This is a genomic window from Gardnerella sp. DNF01151 (assembly GCF_049244235.1).
Classification (GTDB): domain Bacteria; phylum Actinomycetota; class Actinomycetes; order Actinomycetales; family Bifidobacteriaceae; genus Bifidobacterium; species Bifidobacterium swidsinskii.
This window is the reverse complement of sequence record NZ_CP058389.1, coordinates 211,705-233,977: the sequence shown is the minus strand read 5'-3', so window position 1 is coordinate 233,977 and position 22,273 is coordinate 211,705. Positions and strand designations below refer to the sequence as shown.

The following is a 22,273-nucleotide window of genomic DNA, read 5'->3' as shown; positions in this document are numbered from 1 at the left end:
CAAGTAGATTGATATAGTTCAACGCAAAAAACACGCAAATATTACAAAAATGATATTGATAACGAGAATTATCTTTCGTTTTTACTAAAGCCGACAAGCCCAACAAACTCATTAAACATGTTTCTCATACTTTCTACAATGCGACTTTTCTTCTCAGCGCGCGCCTTAGCCGCAGCGCCAAATCTGCTCATTCTAGGCATTAAATCATTAATGTCTGTACCAAGCTCACTCACTTCGCCAGCGCTAAAAGATTTCTCCATAAACTTGCGAGTCAAAGCATCGTTTAACCCTTCGCTTTGCACGAGTTGCGCCAAATCATGATTATACTTTTGCTCAACATACTCGCTCCAGCAATCAACAATGCTCAACTTGTTTCCGTTAGAATCGTAAACGGTAATTGTATCGCCAGAATCCACAAGCTTATCAAGCTCATTCTCATTAAGCTGCGCAATAAACCCTTCAATAAGCTTCTTTTTACTACGCAACTGCGGGCTAGAGTCAACCGCAACCCTAATAGAGGCAAGAACATTTTTATCTTTACAATGCTTGCTATGGTAATGTTCTACTAACATCAAAATGTAGTCAATATTTACTTCTACTTGGCGCACAAGCTCCATCTCAAACACAACGTCATCCGTAATGTCGGCGACCTCGCCTTTTTGCTCTTTGCGCTTCCACTCTTCATGCAAATCTTGGTAATGCCCCAAGTAATCTTGCATATCACGCTCTTTGATTATTTCGTTGCCTTCAAATTGATCGAAAGCTTTCAGCATGTTACGCAAGCGCAAAATATTGCTAAAAAGCGATATAAACTTTTTCTGATTCTCTTCTCCAACAATGTTGAAGCCTTGCAGCGGATACTTTTCCATAAGCTCATTTACTAAATCACTGTATCCACAGCGCTCAATTCCTTTATCGTCAACGTAACCGTTGAAAATCTGCTCAAACGTAGGGCAAAGCACAATACCTTGCGCATCTTTATCTCCAAAAAGACTTACCGCTTCGTCAACTCTATAACTCAAATCCCTAAAGCACACAATGTTTCCGAATGTTTTAACGGAATTTAAGATTCGATTCGTGCGCGAAAACGCTTGAATAAGCCCATGCATGCGAAGATTTTTATCTACCCAAAGCGTGTTCAAAGTTGTTGCATCAAAACCAGTTAGGAACATGTTGACTACAATCAAAACGTCAATTTCCTTATTTTTCATGCGAATTGAAACGTCTTTGTAATAGTTTTGGAATTTGTTATTTGACGCATCATACGCAGTATTAAACATTTCGTTATAGTCTTTTATTGCGCTTTCCAAGAATTCTTGCGAATTTGCGTCTAGCTTTGCCGTGCTTTCGGAATTTTCTTCTCCAAGAGAACCCATGCCGTTGCTATACTCCGAAGAATCTGACTCACCCTCGTTTACTGCATAGCTGAAAATAGTTGCTACTTTTAAGCGTTCGCTTGTAGGCAAGTTTTGCTGCTGCTTTTTGAACTCGTTGTAATACGCTTTTGCAAGAGGAATGTCTGCAACAGCAAAGATTGAATTAAAGCCGTTTACGTCGACTGCTTCAGAAGATTTTTTAGCTTCTAAAGTATTATGCTTATCTGCGGCAAGTTCTTTAACGTTAAGAATGCGCTTGTATTTGTAAGTTTTCTCGTTGCGATACGTTTTTTGACTAAAATGCTCAATAATGTATTGAACAACATTATGCACGCGATCTTTATGCCTAATTACATCTGGTCGATTAATATCTTTAACCAATTCGTCGGTTGCTTTTTCCAACTCGCTCGATGTTTTTACAGTAGCAACGTATTCCACGCGGAATGGCAACACGTTTTTATCGTTAATCGCGTTAATGATTGTGTACGTGTGCAAGCAAGGCCCAAAGGTTTGCTCTGTTGTAGAAATATGCGCAGCGTCGGAGCCAGTAGCGTTCGCTTCAAAAATTGGCGTGCCAGTAAACCCAAAAAGCAAGCTATTTTTAAAGTGTTTTACAATATCCGCGTGCATGCCTCCAAATTGGCTTCTGTGGCATTCGTCAAAAATAAACACTATGCGCTTTTTGTAAATTTCATGGCTTGGGTTGTTGCTTATAAATCTACTAAGCTTTTGAATAGTGGTTATAATAAGCCTGCATTCTTCCGTATTGTCTTCTAGCTGTTTTGTAAGCACACCTGTTGAAGTGTTACTATTTGCGGCTCCTTTTTCAAACGTGTCATATTCTCTCATTGTTTGATAGTCAAGATCTTTACGATCTACAACAAACAAAACTTTGTCAACAAGATTATTGCCTTCTGCGTCTTTCAAAGCTTTTACTAACTGCGATGTTTTGAAGCTAGTTAGCGTTTTACCAGATCCAGTAGTATGCCAAATATATCCGCCCTTTTGACGCTCTGCTGCCGGCATTTTGCTTGCATTAGCAAACATGTATTTTACGCGATTCACTATGTTTTCTGCTGCAGTAATCTGGTATGGTCGCATTACCATCAAGCAGTCTTCTGCATTAAAAACGCAATATTTTGTAAGAATGTTAAGAATTACGTGCTTTGCAAAGAAGGTTTTAGCAAAATCGCATAAGTCGGAGATTATAGTGTTTTGAGCATCGGACCAATAGTTTGTAAATTCAAAACTGTTACTTGTTGTTGTTTTACTAGATCCTTTACTTTTCTGCTCATTGTAAGCATTATTGCGCGTTGAGTTAGAGTAATACTTCGTTTCAGTGCCGTTTGAGATTACGAAAATTTGCACGTATCCAAATAGCCTATTCCCAGCCCAAAATGAGTCACGAGCATAACGGTTAATTTGATTGAACGCTTCTCGAATAGGCACACCTCTGCGCTTTAGCTCAATATGAACCATTGGCAAGCCGTTTACCAGAACAGTCACATCGTAACGATTGCTACGCGCAGGGCCATTTGCATCATTATCGTTTGCATTATCGTTTGCGTTAACAGCATATTGGTTGATTACTTGCACAATATTCTTGTGAATATTTTCTTTGTCAATAATAGTAATGTTCTTATCTACGCCGTCATCTTTTTTGAGTATTTTAACGTTATCTCGCTGAATAGTATCTGTTTTCTTAACTATATCGTCAGTGCTGTTTGCAATATTTTCTTTGAAAAATCTTTCCCACTCGTCATTCGAAAAATGGTAGTCGTTGAGCTTTTCGATTTGCACGCGAAGATTTGCTATAAGATCTTTCTCGCTGTGAATGTGAGCGTACTCGTAGCCTTGGGATTGCAAAATGTTAATGAACTCTTCTTCGAGCTGCGCTTCGCTTTGATAGCTGCCGTCGTTGCGCGCGCTTGGCGTAAACGTAGACATTACAGTGCTATCTTGATTCTCTAACACAATTTTCATTCTGCTTCCTTCTTTCTTACTTACTCACATAACGCATTGCATATTCTACAAATTTAAATTATCTCCAATGTAAATGGTTAAATATCCCATTTTTATATTCTTCATTTTTATTCAGAAAATCTTTTATTTCAGTCTCATAATTATGATTGTTTTCTATTTTTGATACTAAATACATTAAATTTACTAATGCTGCAGCAATAGATTTATCCGTATAACCATTTAATAAAGAAGAATTTTTAACATCACGAATTGAAGGAGTCGATATTACAGTTTCCTTATACCATAATCTACAATGATGAGAACACAAATTACGCAAGTAAACTATTGAATGGATTGCTTCAGAAGATTTACGAATTTCTGTTTTTAACCCCATTGAATCAAAAAGTTTTCGCAACACATTAGTATCTTCGTACAAAGAAATCATTCGTGAAATAGTATCAAATGGAAAAGCTTCAACAGCAGCCCATATTGGTATAGGTTGTTTCTTACTCTTGTAATGTTTTATACAAACTTCGTTAGATTTTTCCAGCCATTTATTCATATTAGATAAAAGATTATTTATGCTTATATTAGATTTTTTAATATACGAATCTGAATTGAAGTATGTATATGCTCCTCCAGAGTTTGCAACGTGATATGCAAATCTAGATCTTAATGTTAACTCTACTTGTGCGGTACCTTTAAGAATAATTGTTCGCAATTCTTCATCCATTTTGTACGGCACAAGAAAATCAACATCTTTGCTGCCTGGCTTAAACTGATTATTGCCAGAAGAAGGATCGACTTGAAACACTCGAAAATACCCAGATAATCTATAGTAGTTGCAGTTATATAGCATACTTTTTAAATTATTTTCATCTGTAACTACTAATCCTCGAGTTTTCATGAGTTGAATCATATCGTCAATAGATTTTGGAGGCTTTGAATCAGCTGAAAAACAAGAAGAACCCCCAGGTTTGAGCACTGTTAGTAGGCTTAGGGGGCTGCTGTTATCAGCAAGTCTATCAGACATTTTTTACCTCCTCAATCTCTTCGGCGAGTCTCACTAGAAATGTAATTTATATAAATTGTAATACTAGATACGCTTTTATAGGTTACTTTACATAAATTGTGCATAACTACATTACGCACGCTTGAAGGTTAGGAGTTGATCGCGATAGTACTCGTACTGCTTACGTCTAGCTTCGATTTCTGCAGGCAAACCTTGAGTTAAATCATTGCACAGAGCATCAAAACGATCCAGAATTTGTACGATTTGACGCTGTACTCCTAGAGGCGGAACGGGGATTGTTACTTTACTCATAACATTACTCATGAGTTTTGCATTACCCATGCCCGAACTTACATAGTTCTTCGCATGAATTGTCAACGCATAATACACATACTTAGTGTCAACTTGACAATCTGATATATCAATAACGCCACAAACATTTGTCACACTGAATTTACCGTCACGATAGAACACTGTTCCAGCATTAGCACCATCAGTTGTCCATGTCACATACTTACCGTCAAACATGTAAGTAGAAATCGCACCAAATTGACCATTATTTTCTGTTTGAGACGAGTAAACAGGATACTCACCTGAATTATCATTTATAAAGCTTTTCGACATTACTTTACCACGAGAAAGCGTAGCAATATCGCCAATCTTCTTATACTCCACACCGTTTGGGCAGTAGCGTGAGATAAGCGAGCGTAGGGGATTATTATCGTTAAAAGTGAGTAAGGTATCTCGATAATACTCGTATTGCTTTTTACGAGCTGTAAGCTCTGCTGTAAGCTCTGCTGTAAGCTCTGCTGTAAGCTCTGTGAAATTGTCCAATATGCGGACAATTTCACGTTGTACCTCCAGAGGAGGGACGGGGACTTGAATTTTAATGAAATCTTTTTGATTCAGATTGCTACGATCGCTAATAGTCATTTTACGTATATCAATCTTGCACTTATGTGAATTGAAATATGTGCATAAATAATACGGATAAACTTGATTAAAATCCTTTATTCTAGAGGTAATTGTAGTAAATCCTATAGATCCTGCATATTCATCAGTAATAACTGCCGACGTACCTACATCACCAGTATGAATAGTGATAATGTCATTCTTTCTTAGAAGTTTACTACTATTTTTTTTAGCGAATGAATCATCAATATGTTCAATATTTTTCAGTTCAATTCTACCTTGTTGAATATCTGAATTGTGAAGTAACAAAACGCCAGAATCTCTTTTATATTTTGTTACAGATGTTGCTAATCCAATACTAACATCAGCAATATCTCCAATTTTCTTATACTCCACACCATTAGGGCAAAGCTCAGCAATTAAATCCTCAAGTTTGCTAGTCATTGAGCCACCTCGCTATTATCAAAGTTAACGCTGCCAGCTTCAATCTCGCTTACAATCTTCTCAATTTGTTCGCGTAACTCTTGCTCGCGAGCGCAAACCGATGCAATTTGCGCGTTAAGCTCCGTAATATTAATCTTTTCGCGAGTATCTTCTACTTCAACGTACGTGGAAACGGAAAGATTGTATTTATTGGATTCCACTTCTTCCAAAGACGCTACGTGCGCAATATGCTCCACATCTTGCCTAGAAGTGTACCACTTAACAATTTGCTCAATGTTCTCGTCCGAAAGCTTGTTGCTATTCGTTGACTTTACAAACTGTTGGCTAGCATCAACAAACAATATAGAAGTGTCGTTTTGCTTGTTTTTACGCAAAACCATAATGCACGTAGCAATCGAAGTGCCAAAGAATAAGTTGCTTGGAAGTTGAATCACGCAATCAACAGCATTATGCTCAATTAAATATTGGCGAATCTTTTGCTCAGCTCCGCCTCTATACATAATCCCAGGGAAGCAAACAATTGCAGCAGCACCATCTTCTGCCAGATGCGCTAAACAGTGCAACACAAACGCCATATCCGCCTTACTTTTTGGAGCAAGAACTCCAGCTGGAGCAAAACGAGGATCGTTAATCATCAACGGATTAGAATCCCCCTCCCAACTCGTGGAATAAGGCGGATTAGAAACCACTAACTCGAACTTTTTATTAGCGTCGATTTTCGGTTTTATAAGAGTATCGCCGCAAGTAATAGTAAACTTATCAAAATTCACATCGTGCAAAAACATGTTCATGCGGCACAAGTTGTAGCTAGTAACGTTCTTTTCTTGGCCGTAAAAACCGCCATTAATATTTTCAATGCCTAGCACTTTTTTGGCTTTTAGCAGAAGCGAGCCAGAACCGCACGCAGGATCTAGTTTCTTACCCATTTGGATACAATGAAACCTTGACCTTGAACTCTGAAACTATTGTTCTGTACTCTGAAACCTTTTAATCGATACTTTCCTCATCTACAAATTTCCAAACATACCCACCAGCATGTCTTTGAACACCTTTTGCTGCATCACGAATGCTTTTAGAATTTACACCTGTTTTTCTTACTGCATCTGCAATTGTCTCAAATCTTTCGATGATGTTTCCCTCATCATCCATCTGGAATACTGAGCGACCAGCTTTGTTTTTAGTGGCTTTTTCTGATTGAGCACAAGTGCTTTTTTCTAGCTTTCGCCTTGCTTTAGACTCTTGCGTTTTTCCGTTCTCTCTGTTTTATCAATGCTTTAATGGCATTGTTTCGTCTGGTAATCAATTGACTAGTTTTCATATTAAGTTTTGCTAATCTCTTGATTCCTTCATTTAAGATATCAATTTCATTGTCATAGTCTTTTGTCTTATGGAATGCCATCGCATAGGATTCATACAGCGCTGAAGCACAATAGCCATTAAATCTAGCCTTGTCAAAACAATCAATTGCTTCATCAAAGCTTCCAGATTTTCTAAAGCTATCGCCTTTTTCCCAAAATGAATAGCCATCATCAAAGCCAGTGTCCCAATCATTTACATTACGTATTTTTGATAATGAAGCTCTGCTATGAACAGGATTAATCTCTATTTCTAAAAGATCACCATTGTGTTTTTCTTCTAGTTTCTTGAATATATATTTTATTATTTCTGATATTCGTAAGCGACTTTTGCCTATTTAAGCGACAATAAAATAATTGTTCGATTGAGCGAACCACTAATTTTATGTATAATAAAGACTAGATTTTTGTACTATGAAAGAAGATAAATTATCATGCTACATTCTAAGGCAGAATGGCTTAATGATTTTCGCATCTATTCAGATTCAGTTTTGGTGGCGTTGTCGCACACTCGAAAAAGTAAAAAAGATAAGGCAAGCGAAATCAATAAGTCCATTAAGAACTACCGCAATGAAAAACTATCTTTAATTCTTAGGAAGTCCCGTTCTGAAAAGTGGGATAATGAGCGCATTCTTAATGAAATTATGTGCATGACATATACGTCATATATTGCAATGTTGGAATACCGCAATAAGGTATGGCCTTATGAATACATGGCGTTTGCTCGACGTATTGGGGAATTGTGGGAACCGTTCTGTCGTTTACCGTTTGAATATCCTATTAAAACATTACGTATTATTGAACCCCCAAAATTTGAAGATGTTCAATCTGGAATACAAAAGAACGCAACTGATTATATCAATTCATTGCAGCTAGCTGATGATATTAAAAAAGAGTTAAAACGACACTATTCTATACCGTGGACTATGGTTGATAGCGGCGGCATAAAATTAGCGCTTGATCTTCACTTTGAGCAGAACGGTATTCACTATAACTGTGATTTTAAAAGTGGGTTTAGTTCAAACGAAAAAGGAAATACGAACCGTCTGCTTTTAGTTGCAAGTATATATAATTCGCTTGGTGCTGGCGAAAAAACACTTTTATTTGTTCGGCAGAACGAAGATGAAAACAATCATTATCTCCAAACATTAAAGAATTCGCCTTATTGGGATGTATATTGCGCTAATGATTGTTATGAAGCGATTAAGTCCTTTACTGGTTTTGATTTGCGTAATTGGTTAGATGTAAATGCAGATTGGAAAAAAGATATAAGTGCCGATTTCAAGCAACACTTACAAGCTAACGATCTACTAAAATACTTGACGTGGTAACAAAAACAGCATATACTTTATCTTAAGTTTTATCTTAAGTAATCGAAAGGCGTGTGCTGTGTATGAAAGATACTTTTTGTTCCTACTATACAAATTCAGACGAAATTACATCCTATATGGTTAACCGTTTGGAAATAGAGGAAAACGATATTATTCTTGAGCCGTCAGCGGGGGAAGGAATATTTATTGACCAAATTTTGAACTCTAATAAAATGATTCAAATTGATGCGCTTGACATCAATGCAGAAGCAATAAAAATTCTTAATTCAAAATATCAAGATCTTCCTTCCATCACTGTACGAGAAACAGACACTCTGTTAGATGAAAGATTAGATTTGCTAAGTTCTCCGGAATTGTGGATTAAGCAAACAGATACATTGCTTGATGAACAGCTTAATTTTTTTGGTTCAATAGGTGGGCATTACAACAAAGTAATAGGCAATCCGCCTTATGGGGCGTGGCAAGATTATGATAAGAGGGCACAACTAAAGAAAAAATATCCGGGGCAGTATGTAAAAGAAACATATTCACTTTTTTTATTACGTTGCATTTCACTGTTAAGAAATGGTGGTCGGCTTTCATTCATTATTCCCGACACGTACTTGTTTTTGAATTTACATGCGAAATTACGTGAACTGCTGCTAACATCAACAAGGATAGTCGAAATCATTACTTTCCCTTCAAAATTCTTTCCGGGTGTTAGTTTTGGTTATTCTAACTTGTCAATCATAACATTAGAACGAACAAACAAAGAAAATGCTTTAAATAATACCGTAAGAATTGTACAAGGTTTTGAATCTGCTAATGAATTTCAGTTGCTATTAAATGATTCACAGCTTCCAGATAATCTTAGTACCTTTTTTGTAAAACAGTCGGATGTTCTTACAAACGACAAGCACCGTTTTATTCTTGCAGATAGTTCAACGAATGCAATAATAAACACTGCTTTAATTCGTCTTGGCGATATTGCAAACATTGTTACTGGATTTTATACAGGTGACAATAAAAGATTTATTCGCGCTGCTGATGATAGCGTGAAAGGCAGCAAGAACTATGAGAAAGTAAATCCTTCACAAATATTTAATTGTAGTTCATTATCAGGAATCAAAGAAGTTTCAGAAGGCTACATTCCTTATGTAAAAAGTGCTTCAAAAACTAGATATTATCGCGAAAAAGATGAATGGTTTGTTCGATGGGATGAAGATACTATTGAATATTATAATAGTCATCCAAAATCACGGTTTCAAAATTCAGCATTCTATTTCAAAAAGGGCGTTGCAATACCAATGGTTAAGGCAAGCACCATACGTGCGTTCTATATCGAAAATAGAGTATTCGATCAATCTATTGTCGGAATTTTCCCGAAAGATCAATCGAAGATACTGTACGTGCTTGCACTTATGAATTCAGATATTGTGAATGAACTAATTCATACTATCAATCCAACTGCTAATAATTCAGCCAACTACATTAAACAAATTCCTTATTTTGAACCGCCAAAATCAGTTTTAGAGAAAATTAACAATAAGGTAAAACATATTCTTTCCCTTGGGGAGAAAGGAAAAATTACAGAATGTGAAAAGCTACATTCTGAATTGAATCATACAATAAATGAACTGTATTCTAATTTCAGAAAGTAAATTGCTTACTCTATCCGCCTACAGCATAACGTGAGGTCGCTTTTGTAGCCCTCGAAAACATCAACCCGTATTATTTCGTACAAGTTCCCCTTATATAGAATTACATGGGTTGTTGTTATATCCGTTCTGTAATTGATAATAAACGGGGCTTCTTCTTCAACATGCGTGACAGTGCCGCATAATTCTTTCATGGATAAATGCCGAAAATACGCCCACAGCGGCGGGGTAATGGGTGCAAACTCACTTTGCTATTGCCGTATTTATCATGCGTATAGGTCTTTCCTAAAATCTCTATTTTCTTATCTTTCAATTTCATGCTGCCACCCCCTTAGATTGCACTTGTATATTCGTTGTAATGCTCATATAGCCCCACATAGCAGTCAAGCAGTGCTGCCGTGCCGTCTATTCGCTGTTTTGGGCTTTGGTTCTTGATAGGAACGATATTTCCGTTTCCGTCAGTCTGCACGCCCGTATTCGTTAAGCACCATTTCAAAACCGGGTTATTGCCGCATATAACTTTATGTGCCTGTAAGTCTGCCCCTAACATCTGCATAGGCAGAGAAAGAGTTTTTGCCTCTTGTATGCAGCGCACCATATTAAAGCCCTGCATTTGCATTTTTCTACAAAATACCTTGCAAAATAGATGTAATAATATACCCACGCCGGTAATAATTCGTATTTTGCAACACTTTACAAAACTCTGTTGTTATATCGGAATAGTTGATTGCCTTTCCAGTGCAAAGACGTATCAAGCCCCGTTCATACCACTTGTCATAAGGGATTTCATCTTGCTGCACACGTTCTGTCAGACACTCGGTAGGAATCCAGTACAGTATACTGCTGACCAATTTGTTTATAACCAAGTTTTATTAATAATGCTTGAAGATTGTCTACTGTTATCATTTTTACCTCCTTATATCCATCCTGTACATTCAATCCGTCTCGATGCTACGCCTTAGACATTAGGCAGACACTCTCTTTTTGAGAGGTCGCTTTTTAATCTTATACATCACTCAGCCTCCGGAATAAGTCCAGCACTTATAGACCCCCTAAGAAGTAAAAGAGCACCCCCTTGCCTAAGTAGCACACACCCCTAAAACCAAAAAAGACACCCCATAAAAAGAAAAAATCCAGCGTCAATTCACGCCAGACCTTCATTCACGTTCTTCTGCTTAGCCAGCCTACAATAAACCCTTATTTACAGTGTTCTTTTAGGCAACAGCCAATAGGCTTGGTATCATTTCCTGTAAAGTTATCTCGTACACGCTGGAAATACTTGATTTTCCATTGGTTCCAAGGCGCGTGAGCAGCATTGAGACTTCTGCAGGCGTAAAGTATTCGCCACCAGACTTGCCAGCGTTAGAAGCGTACAAGCCCATCAAATATTCGTAAGCATCACCAAAAGCCTCAATCACGTTGTTGTTTACACTACCAAGCTTCATCTCACTAATCACTTGTAATAACTTAACAAAACGCTTATTTCTGCCTTCAACAGTGTCTGCAAGCTTAATGTTATTCACATCGTAATCGGAGAATAATCCCTTAAAATCACCAGACGAATCAGTTCCTTGAGAAGAAGCTTCAATATTGCGGAACACGCGGCTCAACGTTTCGTTTAGATTGCTATCTTGAGGAGCGTTCTTAAGCACATTGCAAAACAGCTCGCTAGGAAGTATAAAGAAGCCTTTTTCACTAATCATTTCACTGCGAAGAGGCTCGGCATCTTCATCGCTTATTTTTGCATAATCAAAGTCTGGATCGCCGCCTTCAGATTCGTGCTCATCTTTATTGATATAATCGCATAAATTCTCGGAAATATAGCGATAAAACATTGTGCACAATACGTATGCTTTGAAGTCCCAACCATCAACAGAACCTCGCAAATCGTCTGCAATCTTCCAAATCGTGCGATGCAATTCCGCGCGTTCTTCTTCTTTGCGAGTGTCCATTTTGCCGCTCCCTATTTGTGCAATTTGTGCAAGCGCATGCGCCATAATTAAATAAACTCAATAATTACGCAATAATTACGCAATAATTAAATAAGCGTTCTTTAATATTCTACTGTAAACGCGCACAATCAGCAGCGATGTTATTTGCATAATGTTATTTTCATTGCTTGCGTCTAGCTTCGATTTTGTGCGCGCAAGCCTTGAGTTACAAAAGACACAACGCAACAACGCATTAGGCAATAAGGCGATTATTCAGCAAAAAAGCGCGCTGGGAAAGCACACGTTTTGCGAAGCGCATGATTTGGCTGCATTACAGCAAACTCAGCGCCGGTAGTTTGCGCGATTTTTTGCAAATCGCTTTCTTGCGAAATAAAAAGCGCAGTTGCGAGCGCATCGGCGTAAGCAGTCGGAAAAGCACATGTTTTAGCAGGAACGTAAGTCCAGCTTGCAGAAAGTTTTTGCGAAGGTACGCCATCTAAAGCGTTGATAAGGTGAGTTGCAACTACATTAGATTCAAAAGCATCAGCTGCAAGGCAATTTGTGTCTTTTACTTTCCAGCGCCTTCTTGCAGCAGACGAAGCACACAACGCTCCGCTTGCGATTGATGCCACACCTACCGCTTGCGTTGTGTCAAAAGGATTTTCTAGCGCAACTTTTATTTGACTATTCTTTTTGCTAAAGCAAGCGCGCATATCTCCGCCTGCGTTTACCAAAAAATCAAAATCCGAAGGAAAATAATTATTCGCAGTCGAATCGTCACTAAACTCCTCTTTAATAATCTGCATTACAAGATCTACAAAATAGCCCTTACCGGCTGCACCAAAATCAAGCTGCACTGGCTTATTTGTGTGAAGCGTTGCGCCGCCGTCATCTCGCGAAATATCTGCCCACTTAACTGGCAGAGCGCGGCGATAGTTAGAGCAACTGTAGCTGCTGCTATTATCGTTCTTGCCTGCGCTAGCTGCCGACTCCGGAACGAATTGCACAGAATTGTTGTAGCCAAGCGCAAGCAGATCCACACCAATACAAGCGTCAAAAGCACCGTGCGTGGCATCGTAAAACTCGCTATAGATCGCAAAAAGCGGCTGAGCCCACGTTGGAAACTCAAACTCGCCGCCATGCTCCGCACAAGCCATGCGCGAAACAAGCGAATCCGCACGAAAGCGCGAAAGCACCGATTCATACTCTTCAATAAAATCGCGAATCCGATTCTGCACGCGCTGCGAAATCGGCACGCTGCTAGAGATAATAATCCCCGTGCCAAGCGCGCGCTCAATCGCCATTACATTCCCAAACATCACTTTCCTCACACAAAAACATCGCTTGCCTCACGCAAACATTTCATTCGCTTTTTTAGAAAGCTCATACCGAATAGGGCGTTCGCCAATAGAATCAACCATTCCAAGCTCAATCAAACCGTTAAGCGCACTCACAATCTTTCTCTCACCAACCTGCTCAGCAATTGCATTGCCAACATATTCGCTTAATTGCTTGCGAGTCATCGGAGTTGGATTATACGAAAAAAGCTTATTTTGCAACAAAATAGACAGAACTTCACGCTGCACTTTAGAAATTTCTTCCTCTGAGAAAAGCTCACGCAGCTTACCCATACAGTAAATAATGTGCTTTAATTGCACACTAATATTCTCAAACACTTCGCCCTGTGCTTTTACAATATATTCCAACATTGTGCAACAAAACATAGTTAAATCATTGCAATTAAACAGCTCCTGAGCTTTAGAAAAAGCAGCATAGTATCCAGATTTTTCTGCATAAATTATAGAGCTTAAGCTCAAAATTGTTGGCATCGAAAGATGCTCATGCAATTGCAAAGCAAGCAAAAACCGCCCAGTTCTACCGTTTCCATCGTAAAACGGGTGCACGCTCTCAAAAGCATAGTGGCACATGCACGCCTTAATAAGCGTTGGAACTTCGCTGCTATTCATCAAACTCAACATCTGTGTTAAATGATCTTGAATTTCTGCTTCCGTTGCATCGCCATCGTGCACTACATTATTTGCACCATCACGAATACTTACTTTTCCACTCCTAAAAATCTCGCCATCTGGAATATTATTTGCTTCTAATTCGCCCTGCATAATACTGTCGTAGATTTTTCGTATATCTTGCAAGGTTTGTGGAATCGAAGTGTCACATTCATTTGAATCCGCAAGCTCGAGAAAAAGCTTAGTAAATTCACTAAAACGCGTATGATTATTCTGCTCGTTTGCAGCATCAAGTGCTTTGGAAAGCTCTTTTCTAGTGCTGTGAACACCTTCAATAATGTTGGTATTTTGCACTTCTTTTGCAATAAGTTGCATTAAATACTCGCGCTGAGCAAACCGCGGCAACTCGTTCCACGCTTTTTCAACCGCTTTTTCAGTATTCGCAATATAATTCATATACGTCACAAGATCCGTTACGCACATTGCAAAAATCTCATGCGCATCAAATACGATTCCAGAACGATACGTCACTGGATTATCAATGCGCAAGCAATACTCTTCTTCCGCAATATCACAAGGTTTTGCATTACTTTTAGACATTGCAACTATTTTGCGTATTGTTTTGTAATCCATAATGCGACTCCGTTTACATTATTGCGTTTACATTATTGAGGATTTTGTAGTGATGTCTTGCAATATTTTGCTTGCGATATTTTGCTTATACGCAAATAACGCATTTATCACAAAATGATTGCATAACTAATATAAAAGTCTATTCTATACCTACATTTTGGCAAAATGAAGGCATAGCACACAAAAAACATTCGTCTATACCGACATTTTGGCAAAAACGCGCTATAGAAACATCGGAAGCATTGGCAACATCACACCACTCGTTTCGGCGTTCGCAATACTCAAACGCTAAATTCAATCTATGCCGTAACGCGTTTTATACGCAGCGTAATCCTTATCTTGCAAAATACTAGCCACATTCGGAGCGTATTCGTATTCTTCTTCAACAAGATGCGCAAACTGCTGCTGAGCTAAAAGCTCAACATTCAAAGGCTTTGTAATAATGTGGAACATATCCTCAAGAAGCTTCGTATCGTTAGCATCTTTAGCCTGGATTGAAGCTTCGTCGTTAACACGCTGCGTTATTAATCCCCAATCGAAATGGTATCCAGCATCTCGCGCAACTATATCCCAAAAAACGCGTTGCGTTCTACCATTGCCCTCACGAAATGGGTGTAAAACATTAAAATTATTGTAATTTACACTTAGCTTACTAATAAACTCGTCAATAGATAAACCTTGCAATAAATTATCATTTTTAAGCGTTTGCTCACAGTAACGAATCCCAACGCCCATGTATTCAAGCGGATGAAACGGTTCGCCGCCGCCTTTAGTCATATCTATAGTGCGAATCTGGCCAGCCCAATCGTAAACATCTTGAAAAAGATAATGATGAATCCACTGCAATTGCTTAACAGTTCCTTCAGCATGTGGCAAGTTTTCGTACAAAATAGAACATCTTGTGAGAACAGCATCGTTCTCATATTTATCTAATTCAATCTGATTATTTATATTAGATTTGTTCTTCAATACCCTTGTGTGAGGAATAAGATAAGGGTCAAAAACTGTTTCCACGACACACAACCCAATAACTTAATCCATCACGCCATATCTAGAACGCATTCTAGCAACAAATTCATTGCTACTTATAAGACCATTAGCATATTGATTTGCGTCATAAAGAAACTCTTTTGAAGGCGAATTGCCTTCAAGTTTGCCTGAAGCTATTGCAAGACCCAAATTTTCTTGACGCCTACGTTGCGTTTCTTTATCAATCATTTCTTCTCCCTGCCAACACACGCACCCAAATCAAAAACAACTATTAACTATTTTACTATGCACGATACATTTTGATTACAACATATTCAATTACAACACATTTTACTTACAGCACATTCTGCGATTTGACGAATCTAGCATCGGCAACATAACGCCGCTCGTTTCGGCGTAGATTATTCCAAAGATAAGCGCCATGTTATAGCTAAATCTTTACTTATTTGCACATAACAACAATAAAAAGTAAAGATAATTGCAATCTTGCATATTGAAAAGTAAAGATTCGCAAAACTTAAGCAAAAAGAAAGAGCCTTCGCACACGAACGCAAATAGGCACTCACTTTCAAAAGTGAAAAAATTTTACAGTTTTGAAAGTGAAAGTGCGAATCTGCTTGCAAACACTCGCCACGATTCTTACGACATTGAAGGAATCCGCGTAATAGACATAGCGCAATGGCTGCTCGAAACAAACACGTCGTTTCGTTTGTGAGCGTTACTTTCTCAGTCGGCTAACTGAGTTTTTAACAGTGTTTTGCCAATCACCGTTACTTTCTCAGTTCGTTAGCTGAGTTAGTAACAGTGCTTCGCCTCTGAGATCTATTTTCTTTACAAACGCGCTATAAAAACAAAAAGGCAGGAGCTTGAGAATATCCCAAACTCCTGCCTTAGAAGAGATTACCTTGCTTACACAAGTTCATAAACTTACAAAAGCAACAAACTTACATAAGCAACAAAAGCAACCTTAAATCACCTTAGCGTTAGGCAGCACGTTGCCGTCTTTATCAACGTTACAACTATGCTCAACAGCAATCGTAATATTGTCAGAGTCAACCGAGTAGAAGCCATCCGTCACCTTAAAAACGTGACGCACGCCTTTCAAATCGTCAACCTTCACAAAACCGTGATCAATCAACGCAAGCACAGCCTCATGTCCAGGAAGCACGCCCATTGCGCCATTCACAGAAGGAATAACCACAAACTTGGCGTCACCTTCCCAAACAGGATGCCTGGCTGCCACCACACTAACGTGCAGCGATTTTACTTGCTTCTCCGACATAATCACGCACCAAACTCTTGCTGCATATCGTGCCAACGACGCTCAAGATCATCAATGCCACCGATACCAGAGAATGCCTGCTCAGGAATCTCATCGTAAACACCATCGCAAATGCGAGTGAATGCCTCAATGGTTTCGTCTGCTGGCACATAAGAACCTGGACGACCAGTGAACTTTTCAGCCACATAGAAGTTCTGACCAAGGAACTGCTCAATCTTACGAGCGCGGCTGACAGTAGTCTTATCTTCCTCACCAAGCTCATCGATACCAATCAAAGCGATGATGTCCTGAAGCTCCTTGTTACGCTGCAAAATAGCCTTAACGCGGTTCGCGCAATCATAATGAGCCTGACCAACGTAACGCGGATCCAAAATTCTAGAAGTAGAAGTCAAAGGATCCACAGCTGGGTAAATACCCTTAGCTGCAATATCACGCGAAAGCTCAGTAGTTGCATCCAAGTGCGTAAAGGTTGTTGCAGGTGCAGGATCAGTGTAATCATCTGCAGGAACGTAAATAGCCTGAAGTGACGTAATGGAATGGCCGCGCGTAGAAGTAATACGCTCCTGTAATGCACCCATTTCATCTGCCAAGTTTGGCTGGTAACCAACTGCGGAAGGCATACGACCAAGCAGCGTGGAAACCTCAGAACCAGCCTGAGTAAAGCGGAATATGTTATCGATGAACAGCAACACATCCTGATTCTGCACATCGCGGAAGTACTCAGCCATAGTCAAAGCGGTAAGAGGCACGCGAAGACGAGTCCCAGGAGGCTCATCCATCTGACCAAAGACAAGCGCTGTTTTCTCCAAAACGCCAGCATCAGCCATTTCGCCAATCAAATCGTTACCTTCACGGGTACGTTCGCCAACGCCAGCAAACACAGACACACCACCGTGATTCTGTGCAACGCGCTGAATCATTTCCTGAATCAACACAGTTTTACCAACGCCTGCACCACCGAACAGACCAATTTTACCGCCCTGAACGTAAGGGGTAAGCAAATCGATAACCTTAATACCAGTTTCGAACATCTGAGTCTTAGACTCAAGCTGATCAAAAGCAGGTGGGTTACGGTGAATTGGCCAACGCTCAGTTATTTCAATGTGCTCGCCAGGCTTAGCATTCAAAATGTTGCCTGTAACATCGAACACGTGACCCTTAGTAACATCACCAACAGGTACAGAGATTGGGCCGCCAGTATCTCGCACTAAAGCACCACGAACCAAACCGTCAGTAGGCTTTAAAGCAACTGCACGCACAGTCGAATCACCAAGGTGCTGCTCAACTTCCAGCGTAATCTCGTGGACGGTATCTCCCTCGGTGTTTCCAACGGTGTTGATATCGACTTTGAGAGCATTGTAAATATCCGGCAGATAGCCGACCGGGAATTCAACGTCAATCACGGAACCCTGAACGCGGGTTACGCGACCAGCTGTTGGATCGACCTCCTGCTCAGCTTCTGGAGGCGCTGTGGTCTGATTTTCAGCCATATGCTCCTAATCCTCCTCATTATTCAGCGCATCAGCGCTGCCGATAATCTCGGTAAGTTCTTGAGTAATGGATGCCTGACGAGAAGCATTAAGCTTTCTTGTCAAATCATCCACCAAATTGCGGGCGTTATCTGTAGCCGTATGCATAGCGTTCTGTCTGCTTGCCGTTTCGGAAGCAGCAGAAGTAAGTAAGCACTCGTGAATACGAGACTGAATATACTTCGGCAAAACAGCATCCAATACTTCATCCGGGCTTGGTTCGAAGCAATACTCCACAGCTTCTGGATTGCTGCGGCTCACTGCTTCTTCACGAGCCGAAACTGCGCTCGTAGACGACAATGCTGCTGAAGGACCAGAAGCTGCTTCATAGTCAGGACGATGCATAGAGAACTCTTCACCGTCCTTCAAAGGAACCAACTCAACTGGCAGCATGCGTAACGTACGAACTTTTTGCCTCACCATATTTATAAATTCAGTGAACACAATATACAGTTCCGAAACTCCGCCTTCTGCTTCCGGCGTCATATAAGCGTCCATTAAAGTATCGGAAATCTTTTCAGCAATAGTAACGTCTGGGTGGTCAGTAGAACCTTCCCAAGTACCTGCCACATCGCGATTGCGATACTTGTAGTAAGTTGCACCGCGTCGGCCGTACACGTACAGTTCTGCATGCTTACCTTCTGCATCGAGTTTTGCAAGAAGTGCTTCAGTCTCACGAATAATCGAAGACGTAAACGCACCTGCCATACCACGATCAGAAGTAAGAGCCAAAACAGCTACGCGATTGCCGGCATGCTCTTTACCAAAAATAGGATGCTTAATATTTGCTTCGTGATGAGCTACCAACGCCTGCACGGCATCGAAAATTGCGTCACTATAAGGCTTAGCATTAAGCGCAATATCTCGCGCTTTAGCGATATGAGAAGACGCAATCATTTCCTGAGCCTTAAAGATTTTACCCAAAGACTGTGTGGAAATAATTCTCGATTTCAATGCAAGTTGGGAGGACATACGCTACTTCCCCTCAGGCTCGCGACTGTCTGCTTTCGGCTTAGCTACGAGCTGTTCCTTCTCAACAGGAGCAGGGTTTTCAGCCGGCGGCAAAGAATCCTTTACAATCAAAGGCTTGCCAGCAGATGTCTTAAACGTCCTACGGAAATCATCAATGGCTGCATCAAGCTTAGCTTCAGTTTCCTTAGTGAAGTCTTCAGTATCGCGAATTACTTGCAAAATGTCGGTTCCCTTATCCAAGTAATCCAACAATTCGCTTTCGAAACGCAACACATCCTTCACAGGAATATCGTCAAGCTTGCCATGAGTACCAGCCCACACAGAAACAACTTCTTGCTCCATTGCTCGAGGAGAGAACTGCTTCTGCTTAAGTAGCTCAGTCAAACGAGCACCGCGAGTAAGCTGCGCCTTTGAGGCTGCATCCAAATCAGAAGCGAACATTGCGAAGGATTCCAAAGACTTGTAACGAGCCAAGGAAATCTTCAACATGCCGGAGACTTTCTTCAAAGCCTTAGCCTGAGCTGCACCACCAACACGAGACACGGAAATACCAACGTCTACTGCTGGACGCTGACCGGCGTTGAACAAATCAGACTGCAAGAAGATCTGACCATCGGTGATAGAAATCACGTTGGTTGGAATGTATGCAGAAACATCGTTTGCCTTGGTTTCGATAATTGGAAGACCGGTCATAGAACCGCCACCCAAATCGTCAGAAAGCTTAGCACAACGTTCAAGCAGACGAGAGTGCAAGTAGAACACGTCGCCTGGGTAAGCTTCACGCCCAGGTGGACGACGCAAAAGCAAGGAAATTGAACGGTATGCTTCTGCTTGTTTCGACAGATCATCGAAAACAATCAAAACGTGCTTGCCGTTATACATCCAGTGCTGACCGATTGCAGAACCAGTGTAAGGTGCAATGTATTTAAAACCTGCAGAATCAGAAGCTGGACTTGCCACGATTGTGGTGTACTTCATAGCTCCTGCTTCTTCAAGGCTTTGACGCACTGAAGCAATAGTAGAACCCTTTTGACCGATTGCTACATAAATGCAGCGAACCTGTTTCTTTGGATCTCCAGTTTCCCAGTTAGCACGCTGGTTAATAATCGTATCTATTGCGATTGCAGTCTTACCTGTTTGACGGTCACCAATAATCAACTGGCGCTGACCACGACCTATTGGCGTCATTGCGTCAATAGCCTTCAAACCAGTAGACAATGGTTCATCGACTGGATGACGGTGAATAACGTCTGGAGCCTGGGCTTCAAGAATACGACGCTCACTGCACTCAATCGCACCCAAACCATCGATTGGATTACCCAACGGATCCACAGTACGACCAAGATAAGCGTCACCAACCGGCACAGACAACACCTCGCCTGTGCGGTATACTTCCTGCCCTTCCTCAATACCTGTAAAATCGCCGAGAATAACGACGCCGATTTCGTGTGCATCAAGGTTGAACGCAAGACCCAAGGTATCGTTCTCGAATGTGAGCAGCTCGTTTGCCATGCAGCCGGACAATCCAGCTACGTGCGCAATGCCGTCACCAGCCGTAACAACATAGCCAACTTCTTGCGTTGGCATGTCGGTAGGCTTATACGAGTCAACAAACCCGTCGAGCGCCTTGCGTATCAGGGCGGGATCAATAGATAGTTCCGCCATAATTCTCCTTAATTTACTACTTCACTGCCTGTGTCCAAGCACCATTTCGCGCAGAACGCTGCAACTGCTTAAGCTGCATCAACATGGTGCGATCGGTTATTTGATCACCGATTTGTATACGCATACCACCAAGTACGTTTGGATCCACAATTGGGTTAATGTATGCACGATGACCCAACTTATTGCTGTAGATTTCAATCAAACGCTTAATTTGCTTATCTGTAAGCGGCTGAGCAGTAGTGACTGTAACCAATGTTTCGCCAGCTTCACGCTCAAATCCTGACCAAGCACCACCGAAGCTACCGGTTTTACCGCTTTCGGCACCTCCGTGCCAAGTTCCTACTAGATAATGCATAATGCGCAATACAACAGGGTGCGCCTTACCTCCAATAAGCTCGTCAATCAGGCGAGACTTATCTTCCGAAGACCTATTCGGATCAGTAATCGCATCAGAAAGCTCAGGATACTTATCAATCATGTCCATCATTGACGAAAGCTCGTCTGAAATGCGCTGCGCTTCATCGTGCGCATCTGAGATGGCCTGAGCAAGCGAAGAACGCGACAAACTATCGTTTACTCGCGATGCCTTTTCTGGCATTCTTACCTCCTCGTTTCTGTAAAAAACGAAGTAATGCAAATAATACAAAATGAAATAACCGTAATTTTATTTTGCGATTATTCAGTTTTGTACATTACTTTACTTGCTTTGATCCGAATTTTTAGTGTCTCCAACTTCATCGATCACATGATCAATAATCTTGGAGCTGACGGTATCGTCATCCAATTTGGATGCAAGAATCTTGCCAGCTAAAGCTGCTGCAAGAACCGACACCTCTCCTTGGAGGCTGGACATGGCATGCTTATGCTGAGCCTCAATGGAATGCTGCGCTTCACTGATAATCTTCGCAGCATCCTTTTCAGCGCGTTGTCTAGCTTCGCCAATAATTTTTGAAGCTTCCGATCGAGCCTCTTCACGAGTCTTTGCAGCATCAGTTTGAGCTTGAGAAAGTTCGTTTTCAATCTGGCTCTTCAACTCGTCTGCTTCACGCTGCACATTAGCAGCCTTAGCCATTCCGCCTTCAATTTTTTCTGCACGCTCGTCGAGAATTGCCTGGAATTTAGGCATAACAAACTTGTAGAAAAACGCTGCAAGAACTACCAAAACTACTAATGACCACAGTACGTCATAAGGCTCAGGCAAGAACAACGCCAACTTATTACTTCCGGCTGCATATGCCATGGCTTGTCCTTTCTATTCTTTCAACACTATTCGTG

General features: G+C 40.6%; 20 protein-coding genes and 2 pseudogenes. 2 read left to right on the top strand and 20 right to left on the bottom strand.

Annotated features, from left to right (window positions below; translation table 11 throughout):
• Positions 1–68 precede the first annotated feature (68 nt).
• The 6 genes and pseudogenes from HXT37_RS01000 to HXT37_RS00975 all read right to left on the bottom strand — a co-directional run bounded on the left by HXT37_RS01000 (position 69) and on the right by HXT37_RS00975 (position 7,257).
• Positions 69–3,359: a type I restriction endonuclease subunit R gene (locus HXT37_RS01000; protein WP_421779582.1), complete on the bottom strand. Its 3,291-nt coding sequence runs from the start codon at positions 3,357–3,359 to the stop codon at positions 69–71.
• 58 nt (positions 3,360–3,417) lie between these two features.
• Complete coding sequence (locus HXT37_RS00995; RefSeq protein WP_102703316.1) at positions 3,418–4,371, bottom strand: Abi family protein; 954 nt, start codon at positions 4,369–4,371, stop codon at positions 3,418–3,420.
• 111 nt (positions 4,372–4,482) lie between these two features.
• A complete protein-coding gene (locus HXT37_RS00990) occupies positions 4,483–5,706 on the bottom strand; it encodes a restriction endonuclease subunit S (RefSeq protein ID WP_421779580.1) in 1,224 nt (407 codons plus the stop codon).
• Positions 5,703–6,617 (bottom strand): annotated as a pseudogene (locus HXT37_RS00985) (type I restriction-modification system subunit M); the annotation flags it as partial. The pseudogene HXT37_RS00985 and the gene HXT37_RS00990, both read right to left, overlap by 4 nt.
• Positions 6,618–6,693: 76 nt before the next feature.
• Positions 6,694–6,855: a hypothetical protein gene (locus tag HXT37_RS00980; protein ID WP_004109027.1), complete on the bottom strand. Its 162-nt coding sequence runs from the start codon at positions 6,853–6,855 to the stop codon at positions 6,694–6,696.
• Positions 6,856–7,056: 201 nt separating this feature from the next.
• The gene (locus HXT37_RS00975) at positions 7,057–7,257 is read right to left on the bottom strand and encodes a hypothetical protein (RefSeq protein ID WP_033888430.1); all 201 of its coding nucleotides are present in this window, start codon (positions 7,255–7,257) and stop codon (positions 7,057–7,059) included.
• 238 nt (positions 7,258–7,495) lie between these two features.
• Between HXT37_RS00975 and HXT37_RS00970 the strand changes: the two genes are divergently transcribed.
• Both HXT37_RS00970 and HXT37_RS00965 read left to right on the top strand, forming a co-directional pair.
• Positions 7,496–8,392, top strand: coding sequence for a hypothetical protein (locus tag HXT37_RS00970; RefSeq protein ID WP_421779577.1), 897 nt, complete (start codon positions 7,496–7,498; stop codon positions 8,390–8,392).
• 62 nt (positions 8,393–8,454) lie between these two features.
• Positions 8,455–10,032 carry an Eco57I restriction-modification methylase domain-containing protein gene (locus HXT37_RS00965; protein ID WP_102703314.1) on the top strand — a complete coding sequence of 526 codons (1,578 nt, stop codon included), beginning with the start codon at positions 8,455–8,457 and terminating at the stop codon, positions 10,030–10,032.
• Positions 10,033–10,037: 5 nt separating this feature from the next.
• On the opposite strand, the gene HXT37_RS00960 is transcribed toward HXT37_RS00965, so the two are convergent.
• The 14 genes and pseudogenes from HXT37_RS00960 to HXT37_RS00895 all read right to left on the bottom strand — a co-directional run bounded on the left by HXT37_RS00960 (position 10,038) and on the right by HXT37_RS00895 (position 22,238).
• The gene (locus HXT37_RS00960) at positions 10,038–10,223 is read right to left on the bottom strand and encodes a head-tail adaptor protein (protein ID WP_080551010.1); all 186 of its coding nucleotides are present in this window, start codon (positions 10,221–10,223) and stop codon (positions 10,038–10,040) included.
• Entirely contained in the window at positions 10,220–10,348 is a 129-nt protein-coding gene (locus HXT37_RS00955; RefSeq protein ID WP_255408308.1) for a hypothetical protein, read from the bottom strand. Before HXT37_RS00955 ends, HXT37_RS00960 begins: the two co-directional genes overlap by 4 nt.
• A 12-nt stretch (positions 10,349–10,360) precedes the next feature.
• The gene (locus tag HXT37_RS00950; RefSeq protein WP_199172869.1) at positions 10,361–10,648 is read right to left on the bottom strand and encodes a terminase TerL endonuclease subunit; all 288 of its coding nucleotides are present in this window, start codon (positions 10,646–10,648) and stop codon (positions 10,361–10,363) included.
• Positions 10,649–11,288: 640 nt separating this feature from the next.
• Positions 11,289–11,981 (bottom strand): annotated as a pseudogene (locus tag HXT37_RS00945) (type I restriction-modification system subunit M); the annotation flags it as partial.
• A gap of 248 nt (positions 11,982–12,229) precedes the next feature.
• Positions 12,230–13,279: an FAD:protein FMN transferase gene (locus HXT37_RS00940; RefSeq protein WP_421779574.1), complete on the bottom strand. Its 1,050-nt coding sequence runs from the start codon at positions 13,277–13,279 to the stop codon at positions 12,230–12,232.
• Positions 13,280–13,309: 30 nt separating this feature from the next.
• The gene (locus HXT37_RS00935; RefSeq protein WP_012913759.1) at positions 13,310–14,560 is read right to left on the bottom strand and encodes a Fic family protein; all 1,251 of its coding nucleotides are present in this window, start codon (positions 14,558–14,560) and stop codon (positions 13,310–13,312) included.
• A 294-nt stretch (positions 14,561–14,854) separates the two neighbouring features.
• Positions 14,855–15,574, bottom strand: coding sequence for a Fic/DOC family protein (locus tag HXT37_RS00930; RefSeq protein WP_012913758.1), 720 nt, complete (start codon positions 15,572–15,574; stop codon positions 14,855–14,857).
• An 18-nt stretch (positions 15,575–15,592) separates the two neighbouring features.
• Positions 15,593–15,778 (bottom strand): antitoxin VbhA family protein, encoded by a 186-nt coding sequence (locus HXT37_RS00925; protein WP_012913757.1) that lies wholly within the window; start codon positions 15,776–15,778, stop codon positions 15,593–15,595.
• Between the two features lie 739 nt (positions 15,779–16,517).
• Positions 16,518–16,832 carry a F0F1 ATP synthase subunit epsilon gene (locus HXT37_RS00920; protein ID WP_033888552.1) on the bottom strand — a complete coding sequence of 105 codons (315 nt, stop codon included), beginning with the start codon at positions 16,830–16,832 and terminating at the stop codon, positions 16,518–16,520.
• Between the two features lie 2 nt (positions 16,833–16,834).
• Positions 16,835–18,322: a F0F1 ATP synthase subunit beta gene (gene atpD, locus HXT37_RS00915; protein ID WP_012913756.1), complete on the bottom strand. Its 1,488-nt coding sequence runs from the start codon at positions 18,320–18,322 to the stop codon at positions 16,835–16,837.
• A gap of 6 nt (positions 18,323–18,328) precedes the next feature.
• Positions 18,329–19,333 (bottom strand): F0F1 ATP synthase subunit gamma, encoded by a 1,005-nt coding sequence (locus tag HXT37_RS00910; protein WP_004574170.1) that lies wholly within the window; start codon positions 19,331–19,333, stop codon positions 18,329–18,331.
• Between the two features lie 3 nt (positions 19,334–19,336).
• A complete protein-coding gene (gene atpA / locus HXT37_RS00905) occupies positions 19,337–20,998 on the bottom strand; it encodes a F0F1 ATP synthase subunit alpha (RefSeq protein ID WP_012913755.1) in 1,662 nt (553 codons plus the stop codon).
• A gap of 16 nt (positions 20,999–21,014) precedes the next feature.
• Positions 21,015–21,596, bottom strand: a complete 582-nt coding sequence (locus tag HXT37_RS00900; protein ID WP_064621453.1) for a F0F1 ATP synthase subunit delta — start codon at positions 21,594–21,596, stop codon at positions 21,015–21,017.
• Positions 21,597–21,695: 99 nt separating this feature from the next.
• Positions 21,696–22,238, bottom strand: coding sequence for a F0F1 ATP synthase subunit B (locus HXT37_RS00895; protein ID WP_004109948.1), 543 nt, complete (start codon positions 22,236–22,238; stop codon positions 21,696–21,698).
• Positions 22,239–22,273: the final 35 nt, after the last annotated feature.

Excerpts from the sequence above, each read along its gene's own strand:
- HXT37_RS00920 (WP_033888552.1), bottom strand. The coding sequence starts at position 16,832 with ATGTCGGAGAAGCAAGTAAAATCGCTGCACGTTAGTGTGGTGGCAGCC.
- HXT37_RS00970 (WP_421779577.1), top strand. The coding sequence starts at position 7,496 with ATGCTACATTCTAAGGCAGAATGGCTTAATGATTTTCGCATCTATTCA.
- HXT37_RS00950 (WP_199172869.1), bottom strand. The coding sequence starts at position 10,648 with ATGCAAATGCAGGGCTTTAATATGGTGCGCTGCATACAAGAGGCAAAA.
- HXT37_RS00900 (WP_064621453.1), bottom strand. The coding sequence starts at position 21,596 with ATGCCAGAAAAGGCATCGCGAGTAAACGATAGTTTGTCGCGTTCTTCG.
- HXT37_RS00935 (WP_012913759.1), bottom strand. The coding sequence starts at position 14,560 with ATGGATTACAAAACAATACGCAAAATAGTTGCAATGTCTAAAAGTAAT.
- HXT37_RS00975 (WP_033888430.1), bottom strand. The coding sequence starts at position 7,257 with ATGATTGGGACACTGGCTTTGATGATGGCTATTCATTTTGGGAAAAAG.
- HXT37_RS00895 (WP_004109948.1), bottom strand. The coding sequence starts at position 22,238 with ATGGCATATGCAGCCGGAAGTAATAAGTTGGCGTTGTTCTTGCCTGAG.
- atpA (WP_012913755.1), bottom strand. The coding sequence starts at position 20,998 with ATGGCGGAACTATCTATTGATCCCGCCCTGATACGCAAGGCGCTCGAC.
- atpD (WP_012913756.1), bottom strand. The coding sequence starts at position 18,322 with ATGGCTGAAAATCAGACCACAGCGCCTCCAGAAGCTGAGCAGGAGGTC.
- HXT37_RS01000 (WP_421779582.1), bottom strand. The coding sequence starts at position 3,359 with ATGAAAATTGTGTTAGAGAATCAAGATAGCACTGTAATGTCTACGTTT.
- HXT37_RS00995 (WP_102703316.1), bottom strand. The coding sequence starts at position 4,371 with ATGTCTGATAGACTTGCTGATAACAGCAGCCCCCTAAGCCTACTAACA.
- HXT37_RS00965 (WP_102703314.1), top strand. The coding sequence starts at position 8,455 with ATGAAAGATACTTTTTGTTCCTACTATACAAATTCAGACGAAATTACA.
- HXT37_RS00925 (WP_012913757.1), bottom strand. The coding sequence starts at position 15,778 with ATGATTGATAAAGAAACGCAACGTAGGCGTCAAGAAAATTTGGGTCTT.
- HXT37_RS00980 (WP_004109027.1), bottom strand. The coding sequence starts at position 6,855 with ATGGATGATGAGGGAAACATCATCGAAAGATTTGAGACAATTGCAGAT.
- HXT37_RS00990 (WP_421779580.1), bottom strand. The coding sequence starts at position 5,706 with ATGACTAGCAAACTTGAGGATTTAATTGCTGAGCTTTGCCCTAATGGT.
- HXT37_RS00960 (WP_080551010.1), bottom strand. The coding sequence starts at position 10,223 with ATGAAAGAATTATGCGGCACTGTCACGCATGTTGAAGAAGAAGCCCCG.
- HXT37_RS00955 (WP_255408308.1), bottom strand. The coding sequence starts at position 10,348 with ATGAAATTGAAAGATAAGAAAATAGAGATTTTAGGAAAGACCTATACG.
- HXT37_RS00940 (WP_421779574.1), bottom strand. The coding sequence starts at position 13,279 with ATGTTTGGGAATGTAATGGCGATTGAGCGCGCGCTTGGCACGGGGATT.
- HXT37_RS00910 (WP_004574170.1), bottom strand. The coding sequence starts at position 19,333 with ATGTCCTCCCAACTTGCATTGAAATCGAGAATTATTTCCACACAGTCT.